The 23,032-nt window shown below is 34.1% G+C and carries 26 protein-coding genes and 1 tRNA gene; 20 read left to right on the forward strand and 7 right to left on the reverse strand.

Annotated features, from left to right (window positions below):
• Nucleotides 1-24: 24 nt before the first annotated feature.
• Together ACSBPO_RS08515 and glnA are read left to right on the forward strand one after the other, a co-directional pair.
• A complete protein-coding gene (locus ACSBPO_RS08515) occupies nt 25-432 on the forward strand; it encodes a MerR family transcriptional regulator (protein ID WP_442599629.1) in 408 nt (135 codons plus the stop codon).
• Nucleotides 433-509: 77 nt separating this feature from the next.
• The gene (gene glnA / locus ACSBPO_RS08520) at nt 510-1,844 is read left to right on the forward strand and encodes a type I glutamate--ammonia ligase (protein WP_442599630.1); all 1,335 of its coding nucleotides are present in this window, start codon (nt 510-512) and stop codon (nt 1,842-1,844) included.
• Between the two features lie 134 nt (nt 1,845-1,978).
• Here glnA and lexA read toward each other — a convergent pair whose 3' ends face one another.
• Nucleotides 1,979-2,599 carry a transcriptional repressor LexA gene (gene lexA, locus ACSBPO_RS08525; RefSeq protein WP_442599631.1) on the reverse strand — a complete coding sequence of 207 codons (621 nt, stop codon included), beginning with the start codon at nt 2,597-2,599 and terminating at the stop codon, nt 1,979-1,981.
• 154 nt (nt 2,600-2,753) lie between these two features.
• Here lexA and yneA point away from each other — a divergent pair, with 154 nt between their 5' ends.
• From yneA to ACSBPO_RS08565, 8 genes are all read left to right on the forward strand, one after another.
• Nucleotides 2,754-3,077 (forward strand): cell division suppressor protein YneA, encoded by a 324-nt coding sequence (yneA, locus tag ACSBPO_RS08530; protein ID WP_442599632.1) that lies wholly within the window; start codon nt 2,754-2,756, stop codon nt 3,075-3,077.
• 2 nt (nt 3,078-3,079) lie between these two features.
• Nucleotides 3,080-3,727 carry a YneB family resolvase-like protein gene (locus ACSBPO_RS08535; protein WP_442599633.1) on the forward strand — a complete coding sequence of 216 codons (648 nt, stop codon included), beginning with the start codon at nt 3,080-3,082 and terminating at the stop codon, nt 3,725-3,727.
• Nucleotides 3,728-3,830: 103 nt separating this feature from the next.
• Nucleotides 3,831-4,064: a DUF896 domain-containing protein gene (locus ACSBPO_RS08540; RefSeq protein ID WP_442599634.1), complete on the forward strand. Its 234-nt coding sequence runs from the start codon at nt 3,831-3,833 to the stop codon at nt 4,062-4,064.
• A 201-nt stretch (nt 4,065-4,265) separates the two neighbouring features.
• Complete coding sequence (gene tkt / locus ACSBPO_RS08545; protein ID WP_442599635.1) at nt 4,266-6,272, forward strand: transketolase; 2,007 nt, start codon at nt 4,266-4,268, stop codon at nt 6,270-6,272.
• A gap of 570 nt (nt 6,273-6,842) precedes the next feature.
• Nucleotides 6,843-7,283 (forward strand): sporulation inhibitor of replication protein SirA, encoded by a 441-nt coding sequence (gene sirA, locus ACSBPO_RS08550; protein WP_442599636.1) that lies wholly within the window; start codon nt 6,843-6,845, stop codon nt 7,281-7,283.
• 75 nt (nt 7,284-7,358) lie between these two features.
• A complete protein-coding gene (locus ACSBPO_RS08555) occupies nt 7,359-7,568 on the forward strand; it encodes a YneF family protein (RefSeq protein WP_442599637.1) in 210 nt (69 codons plus the stop codon).
• Nucleotides 7,569-7,701: 133 nt separating this feature from the next.
• Nucleotides 7,702-9,450: an ABC transporter transmembrane domain-containing protein gene (locus ACSBPO_RS08560; protein ID WP_442599638.1), complete on the forward strand. Its 1,749-nt coding sequence runs from the start codon at nt 7,702-7,704 to the stop codon at nt 9,448-9,450.
• 5 nt (nt 9,451-9,455) lie between these two features.
• Complete coding sequence (locus ACSBPO_RS08565; RefSeq protein ID WP_442599639.1) at nt 9,456-11,249, forward strand: ABC transporter ATP-binding protein; 1,794 nt, start codon at nt 9,456-9,458, stop codon at nt 11,247-11,249.
• Between the two features lie 47 nt (nt 11,250-11,296).
• Here the strand turns inward: ACSBPO_RS08565 and ACSBPO_RS08570 are convergent, their stop codons facing one another.
• Entirely contained in the window at nt 11,297-11,467 is a 171-nt protein-coding gene (locus tag ACSBPO_RS08570) for a Spo0E family sporulation regulatory protein-aspartic acid phosphatase (protein ID WP_442599640.1), read from the reverse strand.
• Between the two features lie 378 nt (nt 11,468-11,845).
• Between ACSBPO_RS08570 and ACSBPO_RS08575 the strand changes: the two genes are divergently transcribed.
• From ACSBPO_RS08575 to ACSBPO_RS08585, 3 genes are all read left to right on the forward strand, one after another.
• A complete protein-coding gene (locus ACSBPO_RS08575; protein WP_442599641.1) occupies nt 11,846-12,553 on the forward strand; it encodes a cytochrome c biogenesis CcdA family protein in 708 nt (235 codons plus the stop codon).
• Between the two features lie 122 nt (nt 12,554-12,675).
• Nucleotides 12,676-13,035, forward strand: coding sequence for a response regulator (locus ACSBPO_RS08580; protein WP_442599642.1), 360 nt, complete (start codon nt 12,676-12,678; stop codon nt 13,033-13,035).
• 198 nt (nt 13,036-13,233) lie between these two features.
• Complete coding sequence (locus ACSBPO_RS08585; RefSeq protein WP_442599643.1) at nt 13,234-13,707, forward strand: CcdC family protein; 474 nt, start codon at nt 13,234-13,236, stop codon at nt 13,705-13,707.
• A gap of 42 nt (nt 13,708-13,749) precedes the next feature.
• On the opposite strand, the gene ACSBPO_RS08590 is transcribed toward ACSBPO_RS08585, so the two are convergent.
• Nucleotides 13,750-14,181: a DUF2621 family protein gene (locus ACSBPO_RS08590; protein WP_442599644.1), complete on the reverse strand. Its 432-nt coding sequence runs from the start codon at nt 14,179-14,181 to the stop codon at nt 13,750-13,752.
• A gap of 468 nt (nt 14,182-14,649) precedes the next feature.
• Here ACSBPO_RS08590 and ACSBPO_RS08595 point away from each other — a divergent pair.
• Nucleotides 14,650-14,746, forward strand: a tRNA-Sec gene (locus tag ACSBPO_RS08595).
• 112 nt (nt 14,747-14,858) lie between these two features.
• Nucleotides 14,859-15,014, forward strand: coding sequence for a hypothetical protein (locus tag ACSBPO_RS08600; protein ID WP_442599645.1), 156 nt, complete (start codon nt 14,859-14,861; stop codon nt 15,012-15,014).
• Between the two features lie 169 nt (nt 15,015-15,183).
• Here ACSBPO_RS08600 and ACSBPO_RS08605 read toward each other — a convergent pair whose 3' ends face one another.
• Nucleotides 15,184-15,510: a hypothetical protein gene (locus ACSBPO_RS08605; RefSeq protein WP_442599646.1), complete on the reverse strand. Its 327-nt coding sequence runs from the start codon at nt 15,508-15,510 to the stop codon at nt 15,184-15,186.
• 182 nt (nt 15,511-15,692) lie between these two features.
• Between ACSBPO_RS08605 and ACSBPO_RS08610 the strand changes: the two genes are divergently transcribed.
• The 4 genes from ACSBPO_RS08610 (at nt 15,693) to ACSBPO_RS08625 (ending at nt 18,878) form a co-directional block, all read left to right on the forward strand.
• A complete protein-coding gene (locus ACSBPO_RS08610) occupies nt 15,693-15,878 on the forward strand; it encodes a DUF6199 family natural product biosynthesis protein (RefSeq protein WP_442599647.1) in 186 nt (61 codons plus the stop codon).
• Nucleotides 15,879-15,957: 79 nt separating this feature from the next.
• Complete coding sequence (locus tag ACSBPO_RS08615; protein WP_442599648.1) at nt 15,958-16,821, forward strand: DUF1002 domain-containing protein; 864 nt, start codon at nt 15,958-15,960, stop codon at nt 16,819-16,821.
• Nucleotides 16,822-17,031: 210 nt separating this feature from the next.
• The gene (locus ACSBPO_RS08620) at nt 17,032-17,232 is read left to right on the forward strand and encodes a cold-shock protein (RefSeq protein ID WP_442599649.1); all 201 of its coding nucleotides are present in this window, start codon (nt 17,032-17,034) and stop codon (nt 17,230-17,232) included.
• Nucleotides 17,233-17,543: 311 nt separating this feature from the next.
• The gene (locus tag ACSBPO_RS08625; protein ID WP_442599650.1) at nt 17,544-18,878 is read left to right on the forward strand and encodes an arsenic transporter; all 1,335 of its coding nucleotides are present in this window, start codon (nt 17,544-17,546) and stop codon (nt 18,876-18,878) included.
• A gap of 41 nt (nt 18,879-18,919) precedes the next feature.
• Here ACSBPO_RS08625 and ACSBPO_RS08630 read toward each other — a convergent pair whose 3' ends face one another.
• The 3 genes from ACSBPO_RS08630 to ACSBPO_RS08640 form a co-directional block, all read right to left on the reverse strand.
• Nucleotides 18,920-19,585 (reverse strand): DUF2642 domain-containing protein, encoded by a 666-nt coding sequence (locus ACSBPO_RS08630; protein WP_442599651.1) that lies wholly within the window; start codon nt 19,583-19,585, stop codon nt 18,920-18,922.
• Nucleotides 19,586-19,695: 110 nt separating this feature from the next.
• Nucleotides 19,696-20,694 (reverse strand): spore coat protein, encoded by a 999-nt coding sequence (locus ACSBPO_RS08635; RefSeq protein WP_442599652.1) that lies wholly within the window; start codon nt 20,692-20,694, stop codon nt 19,696-19,698.
• 125 nt (nt 20,695-20,819) lie between these two features.
• Complete coding sequence (locus ACSBPO_RS08640; RefSeq protein WP_442599653.1) at nt 20,820-21,908, reverse strand: CotH kinase family protein; 1,089 nt, start codon at nt 21,906-21,908, stop codon at nt 20,820-20,822.
• Nucleotides 21,909-22,111: 203 nt separating this feature from the next.
• Between ACSBPO_RS08640 and ACSBPO_RS08645 the strand changes: the two genes are divergently transcribed.
• Complete coding sequence (locus ACSBPO_RS08645; RefSeq protein ID WP_442599654.1) at nt 22,112-22,864, forward strand: CotG/ExsB N-terminal domain-containing protein; 753 nt, start codon at nt 22,112-22,114, stop codon at nt 22,862-22,864.
• Nucleotides 22,865-23,032 lie beyond the last annotated feature (168 nt).

A 23,032-nucleotide genomic window follows, 5' to 3' on the forward strand; every position in this document is an offset into this window, starting at 1 on the left:
TCACTTAATTAGGAGGAAGACATCATGAGCGGAAAGGAAATACGCCGTTCGATGCCATTGTTCCCTATCGGAACTGTCATGCAGCTTACGGAATTAACTGCTAGACAAATTCGATACTACGAAGAACATAATTTAATTTCTCCAGCTAGAACAGATGGGAATAGGAGGCTTTTTTCTTTAATTGACATTGATAAGCTTCTTGAAATTAAAGATTTAATTGATCAAGGAGTAAACATGGCGGGAATAAAGAAACTATTTGCTGTTCATGAACAACATGAATTAACTCAAGAAATGAAACAGGAAGCTGAAAAAGTAAGAAAAGATTTGTCAAATGAGGAATTACGAAAATTACTGCGTAATGAGATATTGCAAGCAGGACGCTTTAATAGGGCATCACTAAGACAAGGTGATATGTCTCGATTCTTCCATTAGACAAATTTGAATTTCTCACAACGTTTCTTGCAATGCTAAAAAAAGCAATCATTTACACATACAGGAGGACAATAAATATGGCTAAGTTTACTAGAGAAGATATTAAGCGTTTAGCAGGAGAAAACAACGTTAAATTTATTCGTTTACAATTTACGGATATTTTAGGAACAATTAAAAATGTTGAAATCCCGGTAAGCCAACTAGACAAAGCTTTAGACAACAAGATGATGTTTGATGGATCTTCTATTGAAGGATTTGTTCGCATCGAAGAATCAGATATGTTATTGTATCCAGATATTGATACATGGGTTGTGTTCCCTTGGACAGCTGAAAAAGGTAAAGTGGCACGCCTTATCTGTGATATTTATAATCCAGATGGCACACCATTCGCTGGTGATCCACGAAATAATTTAAAACGTGTATTAAAGGAAATGGAAGAATTAGGATTTACTAATTTTAACTTAGGTCCTGAACCTGAATTTTTCTTGTTTAAGTTAAATGATAAAGGTGAACCGACTCTAGAACTTAATGATAATGCAGGTTATTTTGATTTAGCACCTGTAGATTTAGGGGAGAATTGCCGACGTGATATCGTATTAGAATTAGAAGAAATGGGATTTGAAATAGAAGCTTCTCATCATGAAGTTGCACCTGGACAACATGAGATTGACTTCAAATATGCACATGCTTTAAAAGCGTGCGATGATATCCAAACCTTTAAGTTAGTGGTAAAAACGATAGCACGTAAGCATGGCTTACACGCGACATTTATGCCTAAGCCGTTATTTGGGGTAAATGGTTCAGGGATGCACTGTAACCTTTCTCTTTTCAAAAATGGTGAAAATGCATTCTACGATCCAAGTGCAGACTTACAATTAAGTGACACGGCAAAACAATTCATTGCTGGAGTTCTAAAGCATGCTCCACACTTTACAGCTGTGACAAATCCATTAGTAAACTCTTATAAGCGTTTAGTTCCTGGATATGAGGCACCATGTTATGTTGCATGGTCAGCTCAGAACCGTTCACCGTTAATTCGTATTCCTGCCTCACGTGGTTTGAGTACTCGTGTTGAAGTTCGTAGTGTAGATCCAGCGGCAAATCCTTACCTTGCAATGGCTGTACTTTTAAAAGCTGGATTAGATGGAATTAAGAATAACATTACTCCACCAGCTCCGGTAGACCGTAATATTTATGTAATGACAAAAGAAGAACGTATCGCAGAAGGTGTTTACGACCTTCCAGCAACTTTAGCACAGGCCCTAGATTATTTAAAAGCTGATGAAGTTATTACTTCAGCTCTGGGTGAACATATTTTAGAACACTTCGTCGAAGCGAAAGAAATTGAGTGGGATATGTTCCGCACATCAGTACATCAATGGGAACGCGATCAATATATGAGCTTGTATTAATAGTAAAACCCTTGACTCTAGTATGAGTTAAGGGTTTTTTACTGGGTTTTGGAATGTCTTTTTAAAAATAAAAGCATCGGAATATTCCGATGCTAGCATAAGGTACTCTACTATCCTAGTATAAAATCATAAAATTAGTGGATGTGACGGAACACACCTACAACCTTACCTAATATCGTTACATTCTGTAAAATGATAGGTTCGAGTGAAGAGTTTTCCGGTTGAAGGCGGAAATAATCTTTTTCTTTAAAAAATCTTTTTACTGTTGCTTCGTCCTCTTCTGTCATGGCGACTACAATGTCCCCGTTATTAGCTGTCCTTTGTTGTTTTACTACTACATAATCACCATCTAAAATTCCAGCCTCAATCATGCTGTCACCCATTATCTCAAGCATAAATACATTTTCATCTGCAGGAGCAAAACTTGCTGGTAGAGGGAAATACTCTTCTACATTTTCGATAGCGGTGATTGGTAAACCAGCTGTTACCTTTCCGATTACAGGGACGTTAATTATATTTTGAGTGGGGATATTAGATTCTTCTAAATCTAATATTTCGATGGCTCTTGGTTTAGTAGGGTCACGTCTAATTAAACCTTTTGTTTCCAATCGAGCCAAATGACCGTGTACAGTAGAACTTGAAGCAAGACCAACGGCTTCACCAATTTCGCGAACAGAAGGTGGATAGCCTTTTGATCGCACCTCATCTTTTATAAAGGCCAGAATATCTTGCTGGCGTTTTGATAACTTTGTCATATTAGCGCACCTCGTGTCCATTTGTTGTCTTAATTATAGCATGTATTTCCAATACATACAAACATAAGTTCGTGAAAGTATTGACAACAAACAAACGTTCGTATTATAATCATTTCATATAAAGCGAACATACATTCTATAAGAGGTGTTAATAATGAAAAAACTTTGGTCTACATACTCATATACTATTTTACTTTTAGTAGTTAGTTGCATATCGGCATTATTTTTAAGGTTGGCTACGGATATAAATGAAGAGGATTACATAAAAATTAAAGTAAACTCAGGAGATACTCTTTGGGAAATGGCGGATCAATACACAATGGATAGCAAATTGTCAAAGGAGCAGTTTATTAATTGGGTTGTTTCTCATAATAAACTAGTTGATAAGCAACTATATCCAGGTGCGGAAATTATACTTCCTGTGAAAAACAATTCCTTAGGAGAAGGTACTGAATTAGCGAGTGCTGTTGGAGAATAATAATGAAAGCTATTATTTATTGCAGGGTTAGTACAAATAAAGAAAGTCAAGAATCCTCCCTTAAAAGACAAGAAGAGGAATTACTTTTCCTTTCCCATAAACTCGGGTTTGAAATAGTTAAAATTTTTAGGGAACAGGCAAGTGGATACGAATTTGAGAGAGAAGGAATATTAGAATTACTACATTTAATCAAAGTTGAGTCAGTTCATGCTATTCTAATTCAGGATGAAACAAGATTAGGCCGTGGAAACACGAAAATTGCGCTCTTACATTGTATTAGAAAAGAAGGTGTCAAGATATTCTCCATTTCCCACCAAGGGGAATTGCAACTTTCTGAAGCAGATTCAATGGTTTTACAAATTGTTGGGATTGTGGAGGAGTACCAACGGAAAATACATAATTTGAAAATTAAAAGGGGAATGAAACGAGCAGTTAAAAATGGTTATGAACCTCAAAAAAATTTAAAAAATCTTGGAGTTACATCTGGTAGAGAAAAAATAGAGGTGCCAATTGAAGAAATTGTTCGTCTTAGAAAAAATAAGTTAACATTTGCGGAAATCTCAGCCACATTAAGGGGATTCGGCTACACGGTTTCAAAAGCAACGGTTCATAGGAGATATTTAGAATATATTGATTCATTAGAGGAATAGACCATTTGCCTTGTCAAATGGTCTTTTTTTTAGTACTATCATGTAGTATTTTAAAGGGGACGCCTTTTAAATAGAAAATTGAAAGCAGAAAGTAGGGTTGAGTATGCTGCCAAATGAAAGAATTGCTAGAATTAATGAGTTGGCAAGAAAAGCAAAAACAACCGGATTAACGGAAGTAGAAGCGAAAGAACAATCTAGACTTCGTCGTGAATATCTTGAGGAATTTCGTTCTTCCATGTTAAACACGTTAACAAATACAAAAATTATTGATCCGCTTGGAAATGATGTAACACCGGAAAAAATTAAACAGTTAAAATCAAAAAATAAGTTACACTAATTTATTAATAGGGAGGGTTTAAAATTCCTCCTTTTACATAATTAAGCTTACTTTGTGACAAATTATTTAACAAAGTGGCTATTTTACCTTATTAGAATAGATATTGTTTGTATTAATAAAGTAGAGACATTAATATTAAAGTTGTGTAACAAAGGTTTTGGCATTTATTACTAAGACTTTTAATTGAAGGGAATGTATTTCATGTTAGAAAATATCGATAATCTATCTGTTGCATCAATAAGAACATTGTCCATGGATGCAATTGAAAAAGCTAATTCAGGACATCCAGGTATGCCAATGGGAGCGGCTCCCATGGCTTATACATTATGGACTCGCTATATGAATCATAATCCTAAAAATCCACATTGGTTTAATCGTGACCGTTTCGTTTTATCAGCAGGTCATGGTTCGATGTTGCTGTATAGTTTATTACATCTTTCAGGATATGAGTTATCGATGGATGATATCAAAGCTTTCCGTCAATGGGGAAGCAAAACACCTGGGCATCCAGAATATGGTCATACTCCTGGTGTAGAAGCTACTACTGGTCCACTTGGTCAAGGTGTTGCAATGGCGGTAGGAATGGCAATGGCGGAGCGACATGTTGCTGCGGTTTATAATAAAGATAAATATGAACTTGTGAACCATTTTACATATAGTGTTTGTGGAGATGGCGATTTAATGGAGGGAGTTTCTGCTGAAGCTGCTTCCCTTGCAGGGCATCTTCGCTTAGGGCGTTTAGTTGTTTTATATGATTCAAATGATATTTCATTAGATGGTGAGTTATCTCAATCTTTCTCTGAAAGTGTTGCGGATCGATTTAAAGCATATGGTTGGCAATACCTTAGAGTAGAAGATGGTAATGATTTGGCTGCCATAGCCAAAGCTTTAGAAGAAGCAAAACAAGATTTAGATCGCCCAACTCTTATTGAAGTAAAGACTATTATTGGGTATGGTTCTCCGAATAGAGCTGGTACATCAGATGTTCATGGTTCTCCCCTTGGAGCAGATGAATTAAAACTAACAAAAGAAGCCTATAAATGGACTTTTGAAGAAGATTTCCATGTTTCGCAGGATGTGTATAATAACTTCAAAAAATTAGTGGCTGAAAAAGGTCAACAAAAAGAAAATGAATGGAATGAGTTGTTTAATCAATATAAACAGGAATATCCTGAACTTGGAGCCCAACTTGAGGCTGCTATAAAAAATGAATTACCTGCAGGATGGGATAAAGATATTCCGGTATATAATGAAGGGAAAAGCTTAGCTAGCCGTGCTTCCTCAGCAGAAGTAATTAACGGGATTGCTAAAAATCTGCCGACTTTCTTCGGTGGGTCAGCTGACTTAGCAGGTTCAAATAAAACGAGCATTAAAGGATCTCCAGATTTCTTACCTGGATCATTTGAAGGACGAAATATCTGGTTTGGAGTTCGTGAATTCGCGATGGGTGCTGCTTTAAACGGAATGGCTTTACACGGTGGAGTAAAAGTATTCGGTGGAACATTCTTCGTGTTCTCAGATTATTTACGCCCAGCAATCCGTTTAGCTGCATTAATGGGATTGCCAGTAACGTATGTATTTACACATGACAGTATTGCTGTAGGGGAAGATGGTCCTACCCATGAGCCAATTGAGCAATTACCTGCATTGAGAGCAATGCCAAATTTATCTGTGATCCGTCCTGCTGACGGAAATGAAACAGCTGCTGCTTGGAAATTGTCAATTGAATCTACAAACAAGCCAACCGCATTAGTGTTGACAAGACAAAATTTACCAACTTTAACTGGGACAGATAAAAACGCATATGAAGGAGTTTCAAAAGGTGCTTATATACTTTCTCCTTCGGATAAAGAAACACCAGATGCGTTATTGCTTGCTTCGGGTTCAGAAGTAAATTTAGCTGTTGAAGCGCAAAAAGTATTAAAAACGGAAGGTATAGAGGTTTCTGTAGTAAGTATGCCTTCATGGGACCGATTCGATGCTCAATCTAAAGAGTATAAGGAAAGTGTTTTACCTAAATCAGTTAAAAAACGTTTAGGCATTGAAATGGCAGCTTCTTTAGGATGGCATAAATATACAGGTGATGAAGGCGATGTCCTTGCTATTGATCAATTTGGAGCATCGGCACCTGAAAAAGTAGTATTAAATGAATATGGTTTTTCTGTCGAAAATGTTGTATCAAGAGTTAAAACATTATTAGGAAAATAAGAAAGAGTTGGCAATACGGGGGAATGTAAAAAATTCCTTTGTATTGCCTTTTTTTACTAAAAAAAGCGAACTAGAAAAATTTCTAGTTCGCTTTATCCTGATTTGAATACTAATTAATGAGTACTCTATTAAGTAACTTGCTACATCACAAGTAATAATAATTTATTTGTTTTTAATTTAAAATAAATTTGCCGCGGTCTTTCCCACCTGAATGTTTTAACCTAAACGATGTCAGCCCTACCTCTCTAACATCCTTACGGCTCCGAAGCCGATCCAGTGTGAATAAGTCCTAATAAAAACAATAGTAGAATGCCAATTTACTTACCTTTTATATGGACAAGTTACTTATATTTGTAAGGAAATTTAATTATATCAACTTTATGTAAATATGTCAATAATAAATAGAGAAATTATATTTAATAGCAACGGAATCATTTATTTGATATAATAATTATGGGAAAATTGTGAATTCGACAAAAAAAGTCATTTTATTTAACATCTTCAGACAAACGTTTCTTTTTCCATTTTCTATAATAGTTAATAGGAGTTTGTCCACGAGGAGTGATCAGGATGCGAGTATACCAGCTTTACTTGATTGAAGATGAATTTGCAAATCATTATTTTGGTAGAGAGCGTATGTTCTTTGAACTATTTCTTGAAAGTAAGAGTTCCTTCGGAGAATTAAAAACCATAGTAGACAAACAAATTCAGTATATATCAAAATCAATTCCTTCATTAAGAATCCATCAAATGATTCATCAGCAGCTTTCAAAAATGAAAGGGTTTACGATGGAAAATGGATTATATAAAGTGGAGGTACAAGGGAAAAATAGTAAAGCGATATTAATGATTAAAGATGGGTATGTGTTAGTCCAAGCAGAAGGAAGTTATGAAGCCGAAGCGATATTTTTTGAAGTATTAAGAAAATGTGAACAATCGTTCTTAGCAATAGATATTGAACACCAGCGATATGGCTGGTTGAAGCCTATTAAGGAAAGAAAATTTGTATAATTGAAACGAAATATTGTATAATAACGATTGTTTTGCTAGACTGTATTTGGTAGACAACATGAAGGAGGAAGTTTAATGATGTATTTTTTAGTTGGTATACTAGCATTAGTAGCTGGTGTAGCACTAGGATTTTTCATTGCTCGTAGATACATGATGAGCTATTTAAAGAAAAACCCACCTATTAATGAACAAATGTTAAAAGTAATGATGATGCAAATGGGACAAAAGCCATCCCAAAAGAAAATTAATCAAATGATGCAAGCAATGAATAAACAATCTAAATAATGACATGAACAAAAGCACTCATTTATTGAGTGCTTTTTTATATGGGGAATACTATAAATCTTCCTTATTTTGTGAATATTTGTTAAACTATTCTAGTCTAACATAGCGTAAATACATTTGGAGGATTTAGTTTATGAAAGTGTTTTTAGATTTGATGTGGTTTTTCAAACAAGAGAAAAGAGCTTATTTAGTAGGAATTGGAGTGCTGTTGTTAGTGGCTTTCCTTCAGACGATCCCTCCTAAGATTATAGGATTGGTTGTCGATTTAATAAAAAATAACTCTATTACAAGTACATCCCTTTTAAAATATATTGGAATTCTCCTTTTAGTCGGATTTTCAATGTATATTCTTCGATATTACTGGAGAATTATGATTTTTGGTTCAGCCGTAAAATTATCACGATTATTAAGAGATATGTTGTATGAACATTTTACAAAGATGTCCCAAGCTTTCTATCAAAAGAAACGAATTGGTGACTTAATGGCTCATGCTACAAATGATATTTCCGCTGTTCAACAAACTGCTGGGTCAGGGATTTTAACGTTAGTGGATTCTTTGGCTACCGGTGGTTTTGTTATTATAGCAATGGCCTTTACAATTAGTTGGAAGCTAACACTGATTGCTCTTATTCCAATGCCCTTTATGGCGATTTTAACGAGTTGGTATGGGACGTTGCTTCATAAGAGATTTCATCATGCACAAGAAGCATTTTCGTCACTAAATGACAAAACACAGGAAAGTATTACAGGAATAAAAGTGATAAAAACATTTGGTCAAGAAAAGGAAGATATTGAAGATTTCCAACAGTTGTCAAAGGATGTTGTAGAGAAAAATATCAGTGTCGCCAAAATAGATTCACTGTTCGATCCAACCATTTCGATTATTGTTGGTATTTCATTCTTTCTTTCAGTTACCTTTGGAGCAAAGGAAGTTATTGAAGGAGACCTTACCTTAGGTCAGTTGGTTTCGTTTACAAGTTACTTAGGATTATTAATTTGGCCCATGTTAGCATTTGGATGGCTATTTAATATTGTTGAAAGAGGACGTGCTTCCTATGACAGAATTACCAACCTTTTATCAGAAAAAATAGACATTTCTGAAGCAAAAGATGCATTGGATAAAGTTCCAAGTGGTGATATTGAATATGCCTTACAATCTTTCCGGTATCCGAATGAAGTTGAACCTGTACTGAAAGACATTTACTTTTCTCTGAAACGGGGAGAAACACTAGGAATTGTAGGAAAGACTGGTTCAGGAAAAACAACATTATTGAAGTTATTAATTCGGGAATTTGAAGGTTATAACGGAAACATCTGTTTTGGCGGGGAACCTTTACAACATTATAAAATGGATTCTTTAAGAAAAGTGATTGGATATGTTCCTCAGGATCATTTTCTATTTTCTTCTTCCATAAAAGAAAATATTTCTTTTGCCAATCCGAATGCTTCTAAGGAAGAAATAGAGGAAGCGGCAAAAACAGCACATATACACAAAGATATTCTTCAATTTACAGAGGGGTATGACACGGTTGTTGGAGAAAGAGGGGTTTCGTTGTCAGGGGGGCAAAAGCAAAGAATTTCAATCGCTAGGGCCATCCTAATGGATGCAGAAGTATTAATATTAGATGATTCTCTTTCAGCAGTAGATGCACAAACAGAGGAAAAAATCTTAAAAGCATTAAAAGAAAACCGAGAAGAGAAGACCACTCTAATTACAGCCCACCGGTTAAGTGCTATTCAGCATGCAAATCTTATTCTAGTTTTAGAGGAAGGTCGTATTATACAGCGGGGAACGCATACTGAATTAATGGATCACGATGGCTGGTATAAAGATATGTATTTACGCCAACAACTAGAAGAACTTGTGGAGCATGGAGGATAAAACCAATGGAAAAGAATCAAATACTAGAAGGAAAGGAACAGAAAAAAGTTCTTTTTCGTCTACTTTCCTACACAAAGCCGCACCTAAAAACGATTATTTTAGCGTTTTCTTTATTACTTGTTACAACAGTAGTAGATATTTTAGGACCTATTCTTGTTAAAGTATTTATTGATGATTATTTAACTCCAAGAAATATAATATTTAAGCCACTTTTCCTTTTGGCGGCTGCCTATATTGGCCTACAAATAACAAATGTTATTGTGTCTTATCTACAACTCATTAAATTTCAGGAGATTGCTTTAAAAATTATTCAGCAGCTTCGGATAGATGTTTTTTCAAAAGTCCATTCTCTAGGCTTGAAGTATTTTGATAAAACACCGGCTGGAAGTATTGTTTCAAGGGTAACAAATGATACAGAAGCCATAAAGGATATGTTTGTCACCGTAATTGCTACCTTTTTTCAAAGTACATTTTTATTAACAGGAATTATTGTTGCCATGTTTATTTTAAATGTAAAACTGGCTATATTTTGTATTTTTATCTTACCAATCATATTTATGATCATGACAGCATACCGAAAATATAGCTCCCGTTTTTATCAAGACATGCGTGAACGCCTTAGTCAGTTAAATGCAAAATTAAGCGAATCCTTGCAAGGAATGGCGATCATTCAAGTGTTTCGCCAAGAACGAAGACTTCGTATGGAATTCGATGAAATTAATGATAAGCATTATAAAGCTGGCATGAAAAATATTAAAGTAGATGCCCTATTACTTCGGCCAGCGGTAGATCTTGTCTATATATTTGCATTAATAACTGTTTTAAGTTTCTTTGGAATTAGCTCCAATCAAGCCCCGATTGAAATAGGTGTTTTATATGCCTTTATTAATTATTTGGACCGTTTCTTTGAACCTGTCAATAATATGATGATGCGATTGTCTTTATATCAACAAGCGATCGTAGCGGGTGCTCGAGTATTTAAACTGTTAGATGAGCAAGAAATAGCACCGGAACAAAAAGAAGATGTATCCATCCGAATTCAGTCTGGAAAAATTGAATTGAAAAATGTAACGTTTTCGTATGATGGGAAAAGGGATATTTTAAAAAATATTTCATTTACGGCAGAGCCAGGTCAAACGGTCGCATTAGTTGGTCATACCGGTAGTGGAAAGAGTTCTATTATAAACCTATTAATGAGATTTTATGAATTTAATAGAGGGGACATTCTTATCGATGGACATTCTCTAAAAAGCTATAAGAAGGATGAAATTAGGGAAAAAATGGGACTTGTCCTTCAGGATCCGTTTCTATTTTATGGAACCATTACAGATAATATTCGACTCTATAATCAAAACATTACTCAGAAACAAGTGGAGGAAGCAGCACAATTTGTTCAAGCCCATACGTTTATAGAAAAACTAGATGATAGATATGATCAAAAAGTAGTAGAACGGGGCTCAACATTTTCAAGTGGCCAAAGACAGCTTATTGCCTTTGCAAGAACAATAGCTGCAGACCCCAAAATTCTTGTTTTAGATGAAGCTACTGCAAATATTGATACCGAAACGGAAGAAGCTATACAGACTGCTTTACAGCGAATGCGTAAAGGGCGAACGACTATTGCGATTGCTCACCGTCTATCAACCATTCAAGATGCTGACTTAATTCTTGTCATGCATCAGGGAGAAATTGTGGAAAGAGGAACACATCAAGAATTATTATCCCAAAAAGGTCTTTATCACAAGATGTTTTTATTACAAAACGGTAGTCTTGAAAAGGATAGAAATGCGGTTTCTTAAGAAAGATAAAAAAATCAGCTCAGACCAAATATGGCGAGCTGATTTTTTTAATAGGTATATGCCTTTTTTATATAAATACGGTTATATTCATTAAGTAATTGATCTAATTCTTGGCTATAGCGTATAGCAATAGCAGAAGTAAACCCATTTTGATTCACCACTTCGATAAGTTCGGCTCTCTTTTTTTCGATGAGATGAAGCAGGTCGTTTTTTAGCACAATAGATGTTCCTTTCTAAGCAAGTAAATATATGTAAACTCTATTTATATTTCGTAATACTAGTAATTATAACGGATAATGGTAATAACTTCAAAACAAATTTGTAAAAAAATATCCATTCTATTTTTCCCTTTTAAGAGATAATTTAGTATAAACATAGGTAAATAAGTAATTGATTTAAGCCGGATGCCCTGTTATTAGAGTCACAAAATGTTCACAACTACATTAATATCAAATTAACTAAACATTTGTTAGAATGGAATATGTAGCTTGCTAATTCATGATGATTATCATACCCTACAATAAAGAAAATGGCAAAAGTCATTTATATTAGTTATATTTCGAAATGGTGAAAAATGTTTTTAGGAGATGTTTATTATGACAGATGTGAATTTTTTTCTTGCATTAGGTGCAGGATTTTTAAGTTTTATCTCTCCATGTTGTTTACCTTTATATCCTGCATTTTTATCTTATATCACAGGTATGTCAGTAGGGGAGCTAAAGAGTGAAAATGCGATGTTGCAAAAAAGAAGTCTTTTACATACGCTATTTTTCTTAATCGGATTTTCTATTATTTTTATTGCGATTGGATTTGGAACTTCTTTTATTGGACAATTCTTTTTACAATATCAAGACCTTATTCGACAGTTAGGTGCAATCTTCATTATCCTTTTCGGTTTAGTAGTAGTTGGCGTTTTTAAACCGGAATTTATAATGAAGGAGAGACGATTCGAGTTTAAAAATAGACCAACTGGTTTTATTGGATCTATTTTTATAGGTATGGCCTTTGCGGCAGGGTGGACTCCATGTACTGGCCCCATTTTAATGTCGGTTATTGCTCTAGCTGCATCTAATCCGGGTTCAGGGGTTCTCTACATGCTAGCTTATTCTTTAGGCTTTGCTATACCATTCTTTATCCTTTCATTTTTCATTGGCCGTATGCAGTGGATTCGTAAGCATAATGTGAAAATCGTAAAAATTGGTGGATATATTATGATTGTCATGGGGATCATATTATTCTTTGACTGGATGACGAGATTCATTTCTATTTTTTCAACCATTTTTGGTGATTTTACAGGGTTCTAAATTCAATTTATTGATAAAATTTTATTTTTCAGCTATATTTTAATTTAGTATTATTTTTTATATTTACTTCACTAGTTTCATAGGTGAGAATAGATATACTTACAGGTAAGGGGGAAGCAGCCATGGCAAAAATTCTAGTCGTTGATGATGCGAAATTTATGAGAATGACTCTTTCAAACATATTAGTAAAGGCAAATCATGAAGTCATTGGTGAAGCAGACAATGGAATAAAGGCTGTAGAACTTTATCAAGAATTAAAGCCTGATTTAGTTACAATGGATATAACAATGCCAGAAAAAAGCGGGATAGAAGCTGTAAAAGAAATAAAGGAGCAATTTCCAAACGCAAAAATTATTATGTGTTCAGCGATGGGCCAACAAAAAATGGTTGTAGAAGCGATTGAAGCAGGAGCGAAAGACTTTATAGTTAAACCATTTGATGAAGGACGAGTTTTGGATGCTATCAAACGTGTATTAAGTTAGTACCAAAAACCATTTAAGTAGTAAAATACTTAAATGGTTTTTTAATGGGAAGCTCTTCTACTATATAGGATATTAGATCTTTTTACTCATCTTGTTAGGAGTGTTCTAAAAGTTATATGAAAGAATAGGAAAATTTCTATTTACTCTTTAAGTTTTCGGCTATAATGAATATATATTAAAGTAAAAAGGATGAATGAAATGAACTTAGTGATTGCATCTTCGATCGGAGCCATTGGCATGGCTATTCTTGTCATGTTCATCCGAGTAAAAGCAGCTAAAAAACCTGCATCTGCAAAAAAGATTATACTTCCACCAATATTTATGAGTACAGGGGCTTTGATGTTCTTACACCCATACTTTCGTGTAACTCCGTTAGAAATTTTAGAAGCTTTAACGGTTGGAATGTTATTTTCGATACTATTAGTAAAAACATCTAAATTTGAAATTAGAGACAATGATATTTACTTAAAAAGATCTAAAGCATTTGTGTTTATCCTAATAGGTCTCCTAGTAATTAGAGTGATTATGAAGTCAATATTGAGTTCTTCCATTGACTATGGACAGCTAAGTGGAATGTTCTGGATTTTGGCTTTTGGAATGATCGTTCCTTGGAGAATAGCAATGTATGTTAATTACCGAAAACTTCAATTGGAGCTCCGCAATATAAATTAATTAAGAAAACGCACCTATTTTTAGGTGCGTTTTTTTAAAAAATTAAAAAAGTTCTTTATAAGGTCGTACATCAATTTCCTTTTCACGAAGCTTTTTTATTAAGAATTTATGATCTCTCTTTGGAGTGGCAAGAATGTAACCTCTAATAACTAGATCCTGAGAGATTAGCTTAGCCTTTTCATGAAGGGCTAACTCTCCAATCTTTCCAGCAATTTTATGACGGGCAACATCTCTAAATAGCTCTGGTACAGGGCTAACTAAATCCTCTAACAGTGCTTTCTGTTCATCCTTCCATAAATGCCTTGTTTCATTTACATAATGCTCTTCCCAGTCCATAATCGATTTACCATCTTCTTTTGGTAACTTCTTTAGAAATTTTCTAAACATAAAATAACCGCCGACGGCGAACAAAAACAATAGAACAAGAACCCAAAAAAGGATAAACCATAAAAACCAACCTTCTAGTTGTTGCATTTTCTCACCCACAATATTATCTTTTAATTCTTATTATAGACTGATTTTTTGTGAGATGACAAGCATCAGAGTCATAATTATGACTAATAAAAAAAGCAGACATATGTGTCTGCTCTATCATTACATTCCTAATTGTTTTAATTCTTCTTTCTCCGTTTCTTTCATATTATTAATAATTACACTTGTAATATAATAGCACCCGATAAATAAACTAAAAGTCATAAGATACGCAACAAACATTGTTTTTCCCTCCTAATATTTATAACTATAATTTATAAATATTTTGAAGGTGTTTCTGTGATGTGAATCACGTTTTAGTGTAAAAACTACATATAGATAGTAAAATGTTTCAAAATGTTCATAATTGATTCAACGAAAGTAAAAGGGAAGTAATTTCTTCCTTCAGTCCTTTACCAGTTGCGAATAATGTTTAAATCGTTCATAATAGTAAAAGTCGGCAATAATATTGGGGCTGAATGGGGTACTGGTGTCCTCCACGGTCTTCAAAACCGCCTGTGACCTGCGTGCCAGGTTAGCTGGGTTCGATTCCCAGGCAGTCCCGCCAATATATATACATAATGACACCAAAGCCTATCCACTGGATAGGTTTATTTGTTTTATACAAGGGATAATAGTGATGTAAATATGAAAAAATAATGGAAAGAGGGTGAATATCAGTGGGAAATTCTAGAATCTATGCAGAAAAGAATAATGTAAATTCAAACTTCAAAAATAAGAAATTAGAACATGAGTTTTCAGAGGAATTATCGGATGGTGGAGAAAGAAATGAAATGATAAAAATGAATCAAAATTCCAAAAGAACAAAAGGCTAAACCAAATATAACGGTTTAGCCTTTTCTTTTTTATTTATTTTTAAACAGGTCAACAAAAGCATGATAAAATTCGATACCTTGATAACAAAAGATGCTAGTAGCAGATATCGAAAATAGCCCGATCATAATAATTCTCATCCACATATTTATTCCTCCCTTTGAATTTTATTTAAAATTCAAGGAAGGGAATAATAAAATTTGATTGATAAAAAGTAGGTATCATGTATCTTCTTTTTTTATTGATAAATGGAAGATTGGTTTGAACTCTTTTTGATAAAGGGATTAAAGATACTCCAACAGTGAAAATAGAGAGGACCATGGAAAAATAATTCTTATCATCATATTTGAAGTCTAGCTGTTGATCACCTAATGGCTCGTTTAATACTATTTTGTCATATTCATGATTAGCTTTAAAATTGGAGGGCGCATCTGTAAAGTGAATCATTGAGGTAGCTATAAAAAGGATGAAAAAGGTGAAGATAAGCTGCTTTTTCAATGGATCACCTCCCCGTATGTAAGTTGTATTTATCATATAGGAATGGACTTGCGGTCAGAACAAAAGTTATTAGACAATTTTTTTATGCTATTGATTTCTTATACCTTTTTAAACAATTAATCCTTTTGAATGGAACTTTTATCCTTTTCATTCCGTATAGGAACATGGAGGTGAAAGGATTTATGAACCCTTTTGGTTTTTTGTTTATAATCTTTGGTATTCTTTCTACATGGAAACCTTATATTGCTTGGTATTTGGAGATTGGCTGGAAACTTCAAGATGCAGAACCTAGTGAATTGGCGTTAGTATGGAATCGAATTTTAGGAATCATTTTCACCATTATTGGAATTGGAATGCTGATTCCGTAGTTTTTTATCTCATAAAGAGGGTTACGATAACCATAATAGGGTAAAAGCATGTTAAAGTCTGACACTGGAGGTAGTGAGATTGAAAGGGAAAATGGCCATATTATGTATAATTGCTTTATTATTAACTCCGATATATGCTTTAGCTGACACCGCAGAGGGAGATGTTATTATCACTCTCGGTGAGGATTTAGATAAACAGCAAAAAGAAGTTATGCTGAAAGAATTGAATGGTAATGATAATTCAGAAACGATAACGGTCTCAAATGCTGAAGAAAGAAAATATTTAGGTGATTTGATTCCTAAAGCACAATTAGGAACTAGAGCAATATCTTCCTCATCTATTACCTATACAGCCAAAGGGACAGGTTTAGAGGTTGAGACTCATAATATTAATTGGGTAACAAAGGACATGTACTTAAATGCGTTAATCACAGCTGGCGTTAAAGATGCAAAAATTAAGGTTGTGGCACCTTTTGAGGTATCTGGAACAGCTGCCTTAACTGGTCTAATAAAGGCATATGAAGTTTCCTCTGATGAGGTAATTCCTGAAGATGTAAAAAAGGTTGCAAATCAAGAAATGATCGAAACAGCAAAACTAGGAGATAAAATTGGAGCAGAAGATGCAGCAGCTTTAATGGCAAAAATTAAAGAAGAAATGGCGAAAAATGCTCCTCAGTCCGATGCTGAGTTGAGGGGGATTATTGAGCAAGCAGCAAAAGAACTAGGAATTTCTCTTACGGAGGAACAAATACAAAGTTTAATGGACTTGTTTAATAAAATGAAGGAGTTAAACATTGATTGGAATCAGGTTGGAGAGCAATTAAATCAAGCAAGAGAAAAAATGACTAAATTTTTACAATCTGAAGAAGGTCAGACTTTCCTAACAAAACTAAAAGATTTCTTTGTCTCAATCATAGAGGCAATTAAGGCTCTTTTTAGTTAAAGGGATTTGTTGGATTAGAAAGTTAAGGTATCATATAGGTAGAAAGAGGCGCATTACTTTTAGTAATCCTTTACAGTATAACCGAAATGTGCTAAAATGTAGGCAACCTTTGCACCGGTCACGTTTATAACAGATTAATATTTTATAAATGACGTTGTATTTGGTAATTTTACGCATGGCTTTTTTAGCCAATAGGAGGATTTTCGTTTTATGAAAAACGGTAAAGTAAAATGGTTCAATGCTGAAAAAGGTTTTGGATTTATCGAATCAGAAGATGGAAATGATGTATTCGTTCATTTTTCTGCTATTCAAACTGAAGGTTTCAAATCTTTAGAAGAAGGTCAAGAAGTTTCTTTCGAAGTAGTTGAAGGAGCTCGTGGACCACAAGCTGCTAACGTAACTAAAAAATAATAACTTTTAAAATCCAGCTCAACCTAGAAGGTTGAGCTGTTTTTATTTGGTCAGAATAGGCAAATCTACTAATAGGACGATCGTTTAGTAAGATAAGAACATAGAATAGGTATCTGTGTACGGGAAAAAGCACTTTTTACTAGTTACTTGCGGATTTATTGAAAAATGAGATATACGTTTAGTACAACTATACTAGTGGACACGTATAATTACAGTACAACTGATAGATAAAGACAAAGGTTGTAATAGTACTCATTCCATTGGAAGGGAGTGAAAAAATTAATTATATGTTTCTTAATTTCACGGAAATAATGACGATATTCGCATTTTTAATGACGATGATCCTGATTTTTTTCCGTCCGAAAGAAATGAATGAAGCAATTCCAGCTTCAATTGGTGCATTTCTTGTTATCCTTAGTGGAAGTGTCTCTATGGGAGATTTACTAGATATAACGAATAAAGTAAACGGTGCTGCTATTACCATTTTGGCTACCATTGTAATGGCTATTGTGTTAGAAAGTTTCGGTTTTTTCTATTGGACAGCTGAGCTGTTATTAAAAAAATCAAAGGGATCGGGGATAAGGTTATTCTGGTTTACATTACTATTATGCTTTTTAATGACGTTGTTCTTTAATAATGATGGCAGTATATTAATTACCACTCCAATTCTTATATTACTTCTAAAAAATCTAGGTTTAAAAAATCATCAAAAAATACCTTACCTATTAAGTGGTGCATTAATAGCCACAGCCTCCAGTGCCCCTATCGGAGTCAGTAACATTGTAAATTTAATTGCACTTAAAATAGTCGGTATGGATCTTTATCTCCAAACAGCTATGATGTTTATTCCAAGTACACTAGGATTACTATTCCTTGCTACATCTCTATTTCTAGTTTTTCGAAAAAATATTCCAAAAATAATTCCCGTATCCTCCTATATACAGCCACTAAATGGAACTAAACTGTCACATCCCCTTCAAGTAAATTTAAAAAAATCTACATCTTATCCAAAGAAATTAATGATCTATATGCTTATATTTGTTTTTATTGTAAGGATTAGTTTATTTATTGCTTCCTTTTTGGGAATTGCTATCTCATTAGTAGCCGTATTAGGTTCATTCATTTTATTAATTTGGAGATGGTATTATTTAAAAATCAGTCCGAAAGATATACTTGTAAAAACACCATGGCATATTCTCTTATTCGCCTTTTGTATGTATGTGATTATATATGGCTTACACAATATTGGATTAACGGACATTTTAATAAAATATACCAAACCGATCGTGGAGGGTAGTTTATTTCATGCAAGTTTAACGATGGGGGTATTAATATCAATCTTGTCAAACTTGTTCAATAACCATCCTGCTCTTATGATCGGAACAATGGCACTTACACAAATGGGTTTAGATCCCATGGTATTAAAAACCGTGTATCTAGCGAATATTATTGGAAGTGATATTGGATCCTTACTCCTTCCGATTGGGACACTTGCAACACTAATATGGATGCATATTTTAAAAGAAAACAAGGTAAAAATTTCTTGGAAAAAGTATATCAGGGTTACTTTGCTAGTTATTCCACCTACCATTATTTTTACTCTTCTATGCTTGTACTATTGGTTGTTAATAATATTTGTAAGTTAAAAGGAAAAAGGACCCAATGTAAGGTCCTTTTTTTGATGTATTTAAGGTAAATGTGCTGATTTTAAATGTATTAATTTCCAATACATGGTTTCACCATTTGCGGTAATGAGCTCTACTATATTATTATGAATGTTTTTAACAAGTCCTATTTTATCAGGGAGGTCACCAGTATCAAAAACCACTAGTTTACCTTCATATTTTTTTAATTGTTCTTCGAATGTTCTTGATAGTGGAATACCTAGTGGCTGAACAGGTAAAACCTCGTTACTGAGAGTATAAGGAGTTAAACTTGATGAGTATGGAATCATCCATTTTAAATGGTGTAATGAGATAAATAATGTCTTATAAACAGGGGAGTAAAATACAAAGTAATCAGTTAAGATGTTAGTAATATAGCCATGAATTGACTTATTTCCCGTGACATAGATTTCGACAAAGAGACCTTTAGCGTTATTTAATATTTTTCGATAGGAAATGGTATCAGTATCATCTGTAAATGGTTGCTTGTCTTGATAAATGATTTCTATAGGATCATCAGAGCTAAGTTTAATATTATGGAGATGTAGAAGGGGGATATACAGATATTGTTTTCCATCAAATAATACTAAAATATCTAAACCTACATCCACGAGAATCCCTACAAATGTTGTTTTACCGGTTATTTCAATATTTACTTGTTTCCCTATATAATTTGAGATGCCTTTCAATTTGTTTCCCTCCTTACTTTAAAGATTAAAATGAAGAAAAAATAGGTGCACTAGTGTGGAGATTAACTAATGCACCAATAATAATGAATAATTGGGTAGAAAATGAAAGACTATCTCGCTCTCCAAACATAATCGATAGATTTCACTACTCTTTCTCGGTGAGTGCGTCTTGAATAAGTGGATCTGCTTGAGCTGCTAGTTGTTTTTTCACTATGATTATCCTTAGAACAATTTTCTGCTTCTGCATTTTTTTGCTCTTCGTTATCTTGTTGGTTATTTTGATTATTTTGCTTTAAGGCACCTTTTGGACCAGAGCTAATACTTTTTATGTGATAAGGATTAATTCTCATTACTTCCTGGTTATTGATCAATGTGTAGTGACCGCCAGCATTTTCAACTAAAATACCTTCCATTGCTTCTGGGCCGCCACGATTAATGGCAATCCATTTATGGGCCATACGGCCAAATAAATCATGGAAAGTAGCTGTTTTTTCAAATTCAGGAAGTACCATTTGATTCTGAGTGTTATCCTCGCCATCTTCGTTCTGATTGTTATTCTGGTTGTATTCAGAAATACTCTTAACATGATTAACATTAAAGTAAACAACACCATCGTCTTCAGCAAACAGAACAACATAATCATCTACAACATCTAAAACGAGTCCAGTTTTCTTTTCAGGACCACCTTGGTTGATTTGAATATATTTATCTTTTAAGTGTCTTGCAACGCCTGTAAATGAATCCGCTTGAACAAATTCTGGATTTTCAGTTGAAAGTTGTTGTTGTAGGTTTAAAGTGGAATTATTAACGGAGTTTTCACTAATGCTAGCTATATGTCTAATATTATAGTAAACAACGGTATTTTGATTATTTTGATTGTTGTTATTGTTTTGTGCGTTATTTTGGTTGTTATTATTGTTGTTGTTGTTGTTGTTTTGTGCATATACGGTTACATAATCTTGTTGAACATCTAATAGAACACCCGACTTTGACTCAGGACCTCCCCTATAGATTGTTACTTGTTTTCCTTTCAATGACTGTAAAAATGAATGGTAGGGATCTGAAGTAGGGTTCTTTTTAATATGATCATCATAAGACTTTTTTGACATTCCAATACTCCTCCTTGGCATTTATCATAATAGGTAATTTCTACTCTATATATACGTGTCATGGAGGGGCACGGACCCTATGCAACGGCCTATTTATAAAAAAATCAACTCTAGCCTATTAGATTTTAATCTAATTTATAGAGATTTTCTTTAATATATTGATTTCTATCTTTTATAAAATTTAGAATAAACTCTGGTTCTTGATCAAATTCATTTAGTTTGTCAAGAAAATATGGATCTTTCATAATGTATGGTCTTAATGTTTCATATAGATAGTCAATTTTGGGCTTCATCACTTCTGCTGTAAATTCATTGTCTAAGATTTGATTTAATATATTTTGGTATTCCTTCCGATAGGAGGTGATATCTAGTAACCGTGCGGTTAATGTGTTAAAACCTTCAATCCTTACATAATCATATTCCATTATTTTTCCATTTACATCTCTTCCCCAAGTACCATCATAATCCCATGGTGATACCTCAAATTTACCAGTATCTTGATTTCTAATAAGAGAGTAATTGTGTACAAACCCATCATAGTTTTGGGTGCAGATGACACCAGCAAGCCATTTTAAATATTGTTGAACATCAATATATTGTTTAATCCTTTCTTCAAAATCAGCTTTTGATAAAGTGTTAATTTGAAAAATTAGTTCCTGAAGATGTAATAGGTCCTCATCAGTTCCATATTTCATTTCATAACCAAGGTCTAGAGATTCCTTCACATCTTTATCTAGGTCACTTAAGAGAGAAAAGTTAGCATCACCGTCAATGGCATAAAAAATGGCTCCGAGAGGGTAGTTTCTTTTTTTGAAAAACTCTTCATTGACAGATTCTAGTTGTAAATAAACACCTTCAGCTTTCCCATTAATAGTCAAAAAAATATGTTTAGAACTAGGTGATAAGACTCCGATACTTGAAAAAAAATCAAGGGATAATTTATTCCTCATAAGAGAGATATCTTTGTATTCCGCATTTAAGTGAAATTCTTTTACACCCTGAAAGGTTTTAGGTTTAAAAAAATTGATATAATATGATTTTTTTTTGAATTTTCGTGTATGTGAACCTCTATATACAATATCAATATCCCATCTTTTATTGTTTGTTTTTAGGTATCCTGGAACGGGATCATCACACCATAAATCACTGCGAAGTTCCTTTAAGTCATCTGGATGAATAAAAATGTTATAAGTAGGTAGCTGGTTTTGGTCCATCGCCCATAACCTCCTTTATTTGCTATTAAATAGTATGAAATGATGAAAGGTATTGTCACTTTGGATGGATGTCTATTTTTTTGAAATAAGGACGTTTGTCTAAGGCAAATATGGTCTTTTATACGTAATTTAATATAAAGAGAAAGCAGATAAATTACCTATTTTAATTCTGTCTTTCTATTTAATAATAAGGAGGCTTTATTATGTTTAACTTTGGAAGAAACGACATTAGACGCGCCGCTCAACAAGCTACTGATGCAGGATTAGATAATTTTATGCACAATGATCCAAGGGAACAAGGACGTACAGCAAACCGAAGAGGAAATCGTGTAGGTGGCCAAACAACACGTCGTACAAAAAGAACTACTCGTGTAGGTGGTCGGACAACACGTCGTACAACAAGAAGAACAACCCGTTGTACAAAAAGAACAACACGTTGTACAACAAGACGTAATACGCGTACAGGACGCACAACACGCCGCACAACAAGAAGAACAACACGCAGAGGGCGTACAACACGCCGCACAACAAGAAGAACAACACGCAGAGGGCGTACAACACGCCGCACAACAAGAAGAACAACACGCAGAGGACGCACAACACGCCGTACAACAAGAAGAACAACACGCAGAGGGCGTACAACACGCCGTACAACAAGAAGAACAACACGCAGAGGGCGTACAACACGCCGTACAACAAGAAGAACAACGCGCAGAGGGCGTACAACACGACGTACAACAAGAAGAACAACACGCAGAGGGCGCACAACACGACGTACAACTAGAAGAACAACACGCAGAGGACGTACAACACGTCGCACAACAAGAAGAACGACTCGTAGAGGTCATAGAACCTCAAGAAGGTGTAGAAGAAGAGGGGCAACACAACACTTTAATACTAGAAGAAGATATTGGGAAAATGGTAATATGCGTGAATTAAGATTAAGTAATGAATAATTAAATGATTATTTATAAAATTTTACTAAATTTGTAGGAAGAAAAACTATGAATTCATTTAAATGAATTCATAGTTTTTTTTTGCTTCATCCCTTTATAATAAAAATTGCAATTCGGTAAAAATTGGTTTATTCTTTTAATTATTTCGAAAAAAAGATGGTGAGGATG

The sequence above is a fragment of the Neobacillus sp. D3-1R genome (assembly GCF_052180215.1).
Classification (GTDB): Bacteria; Bacillota; Bacilli; order Bacillales; family Cytobacillaceae; genus Pseudoneobacillus.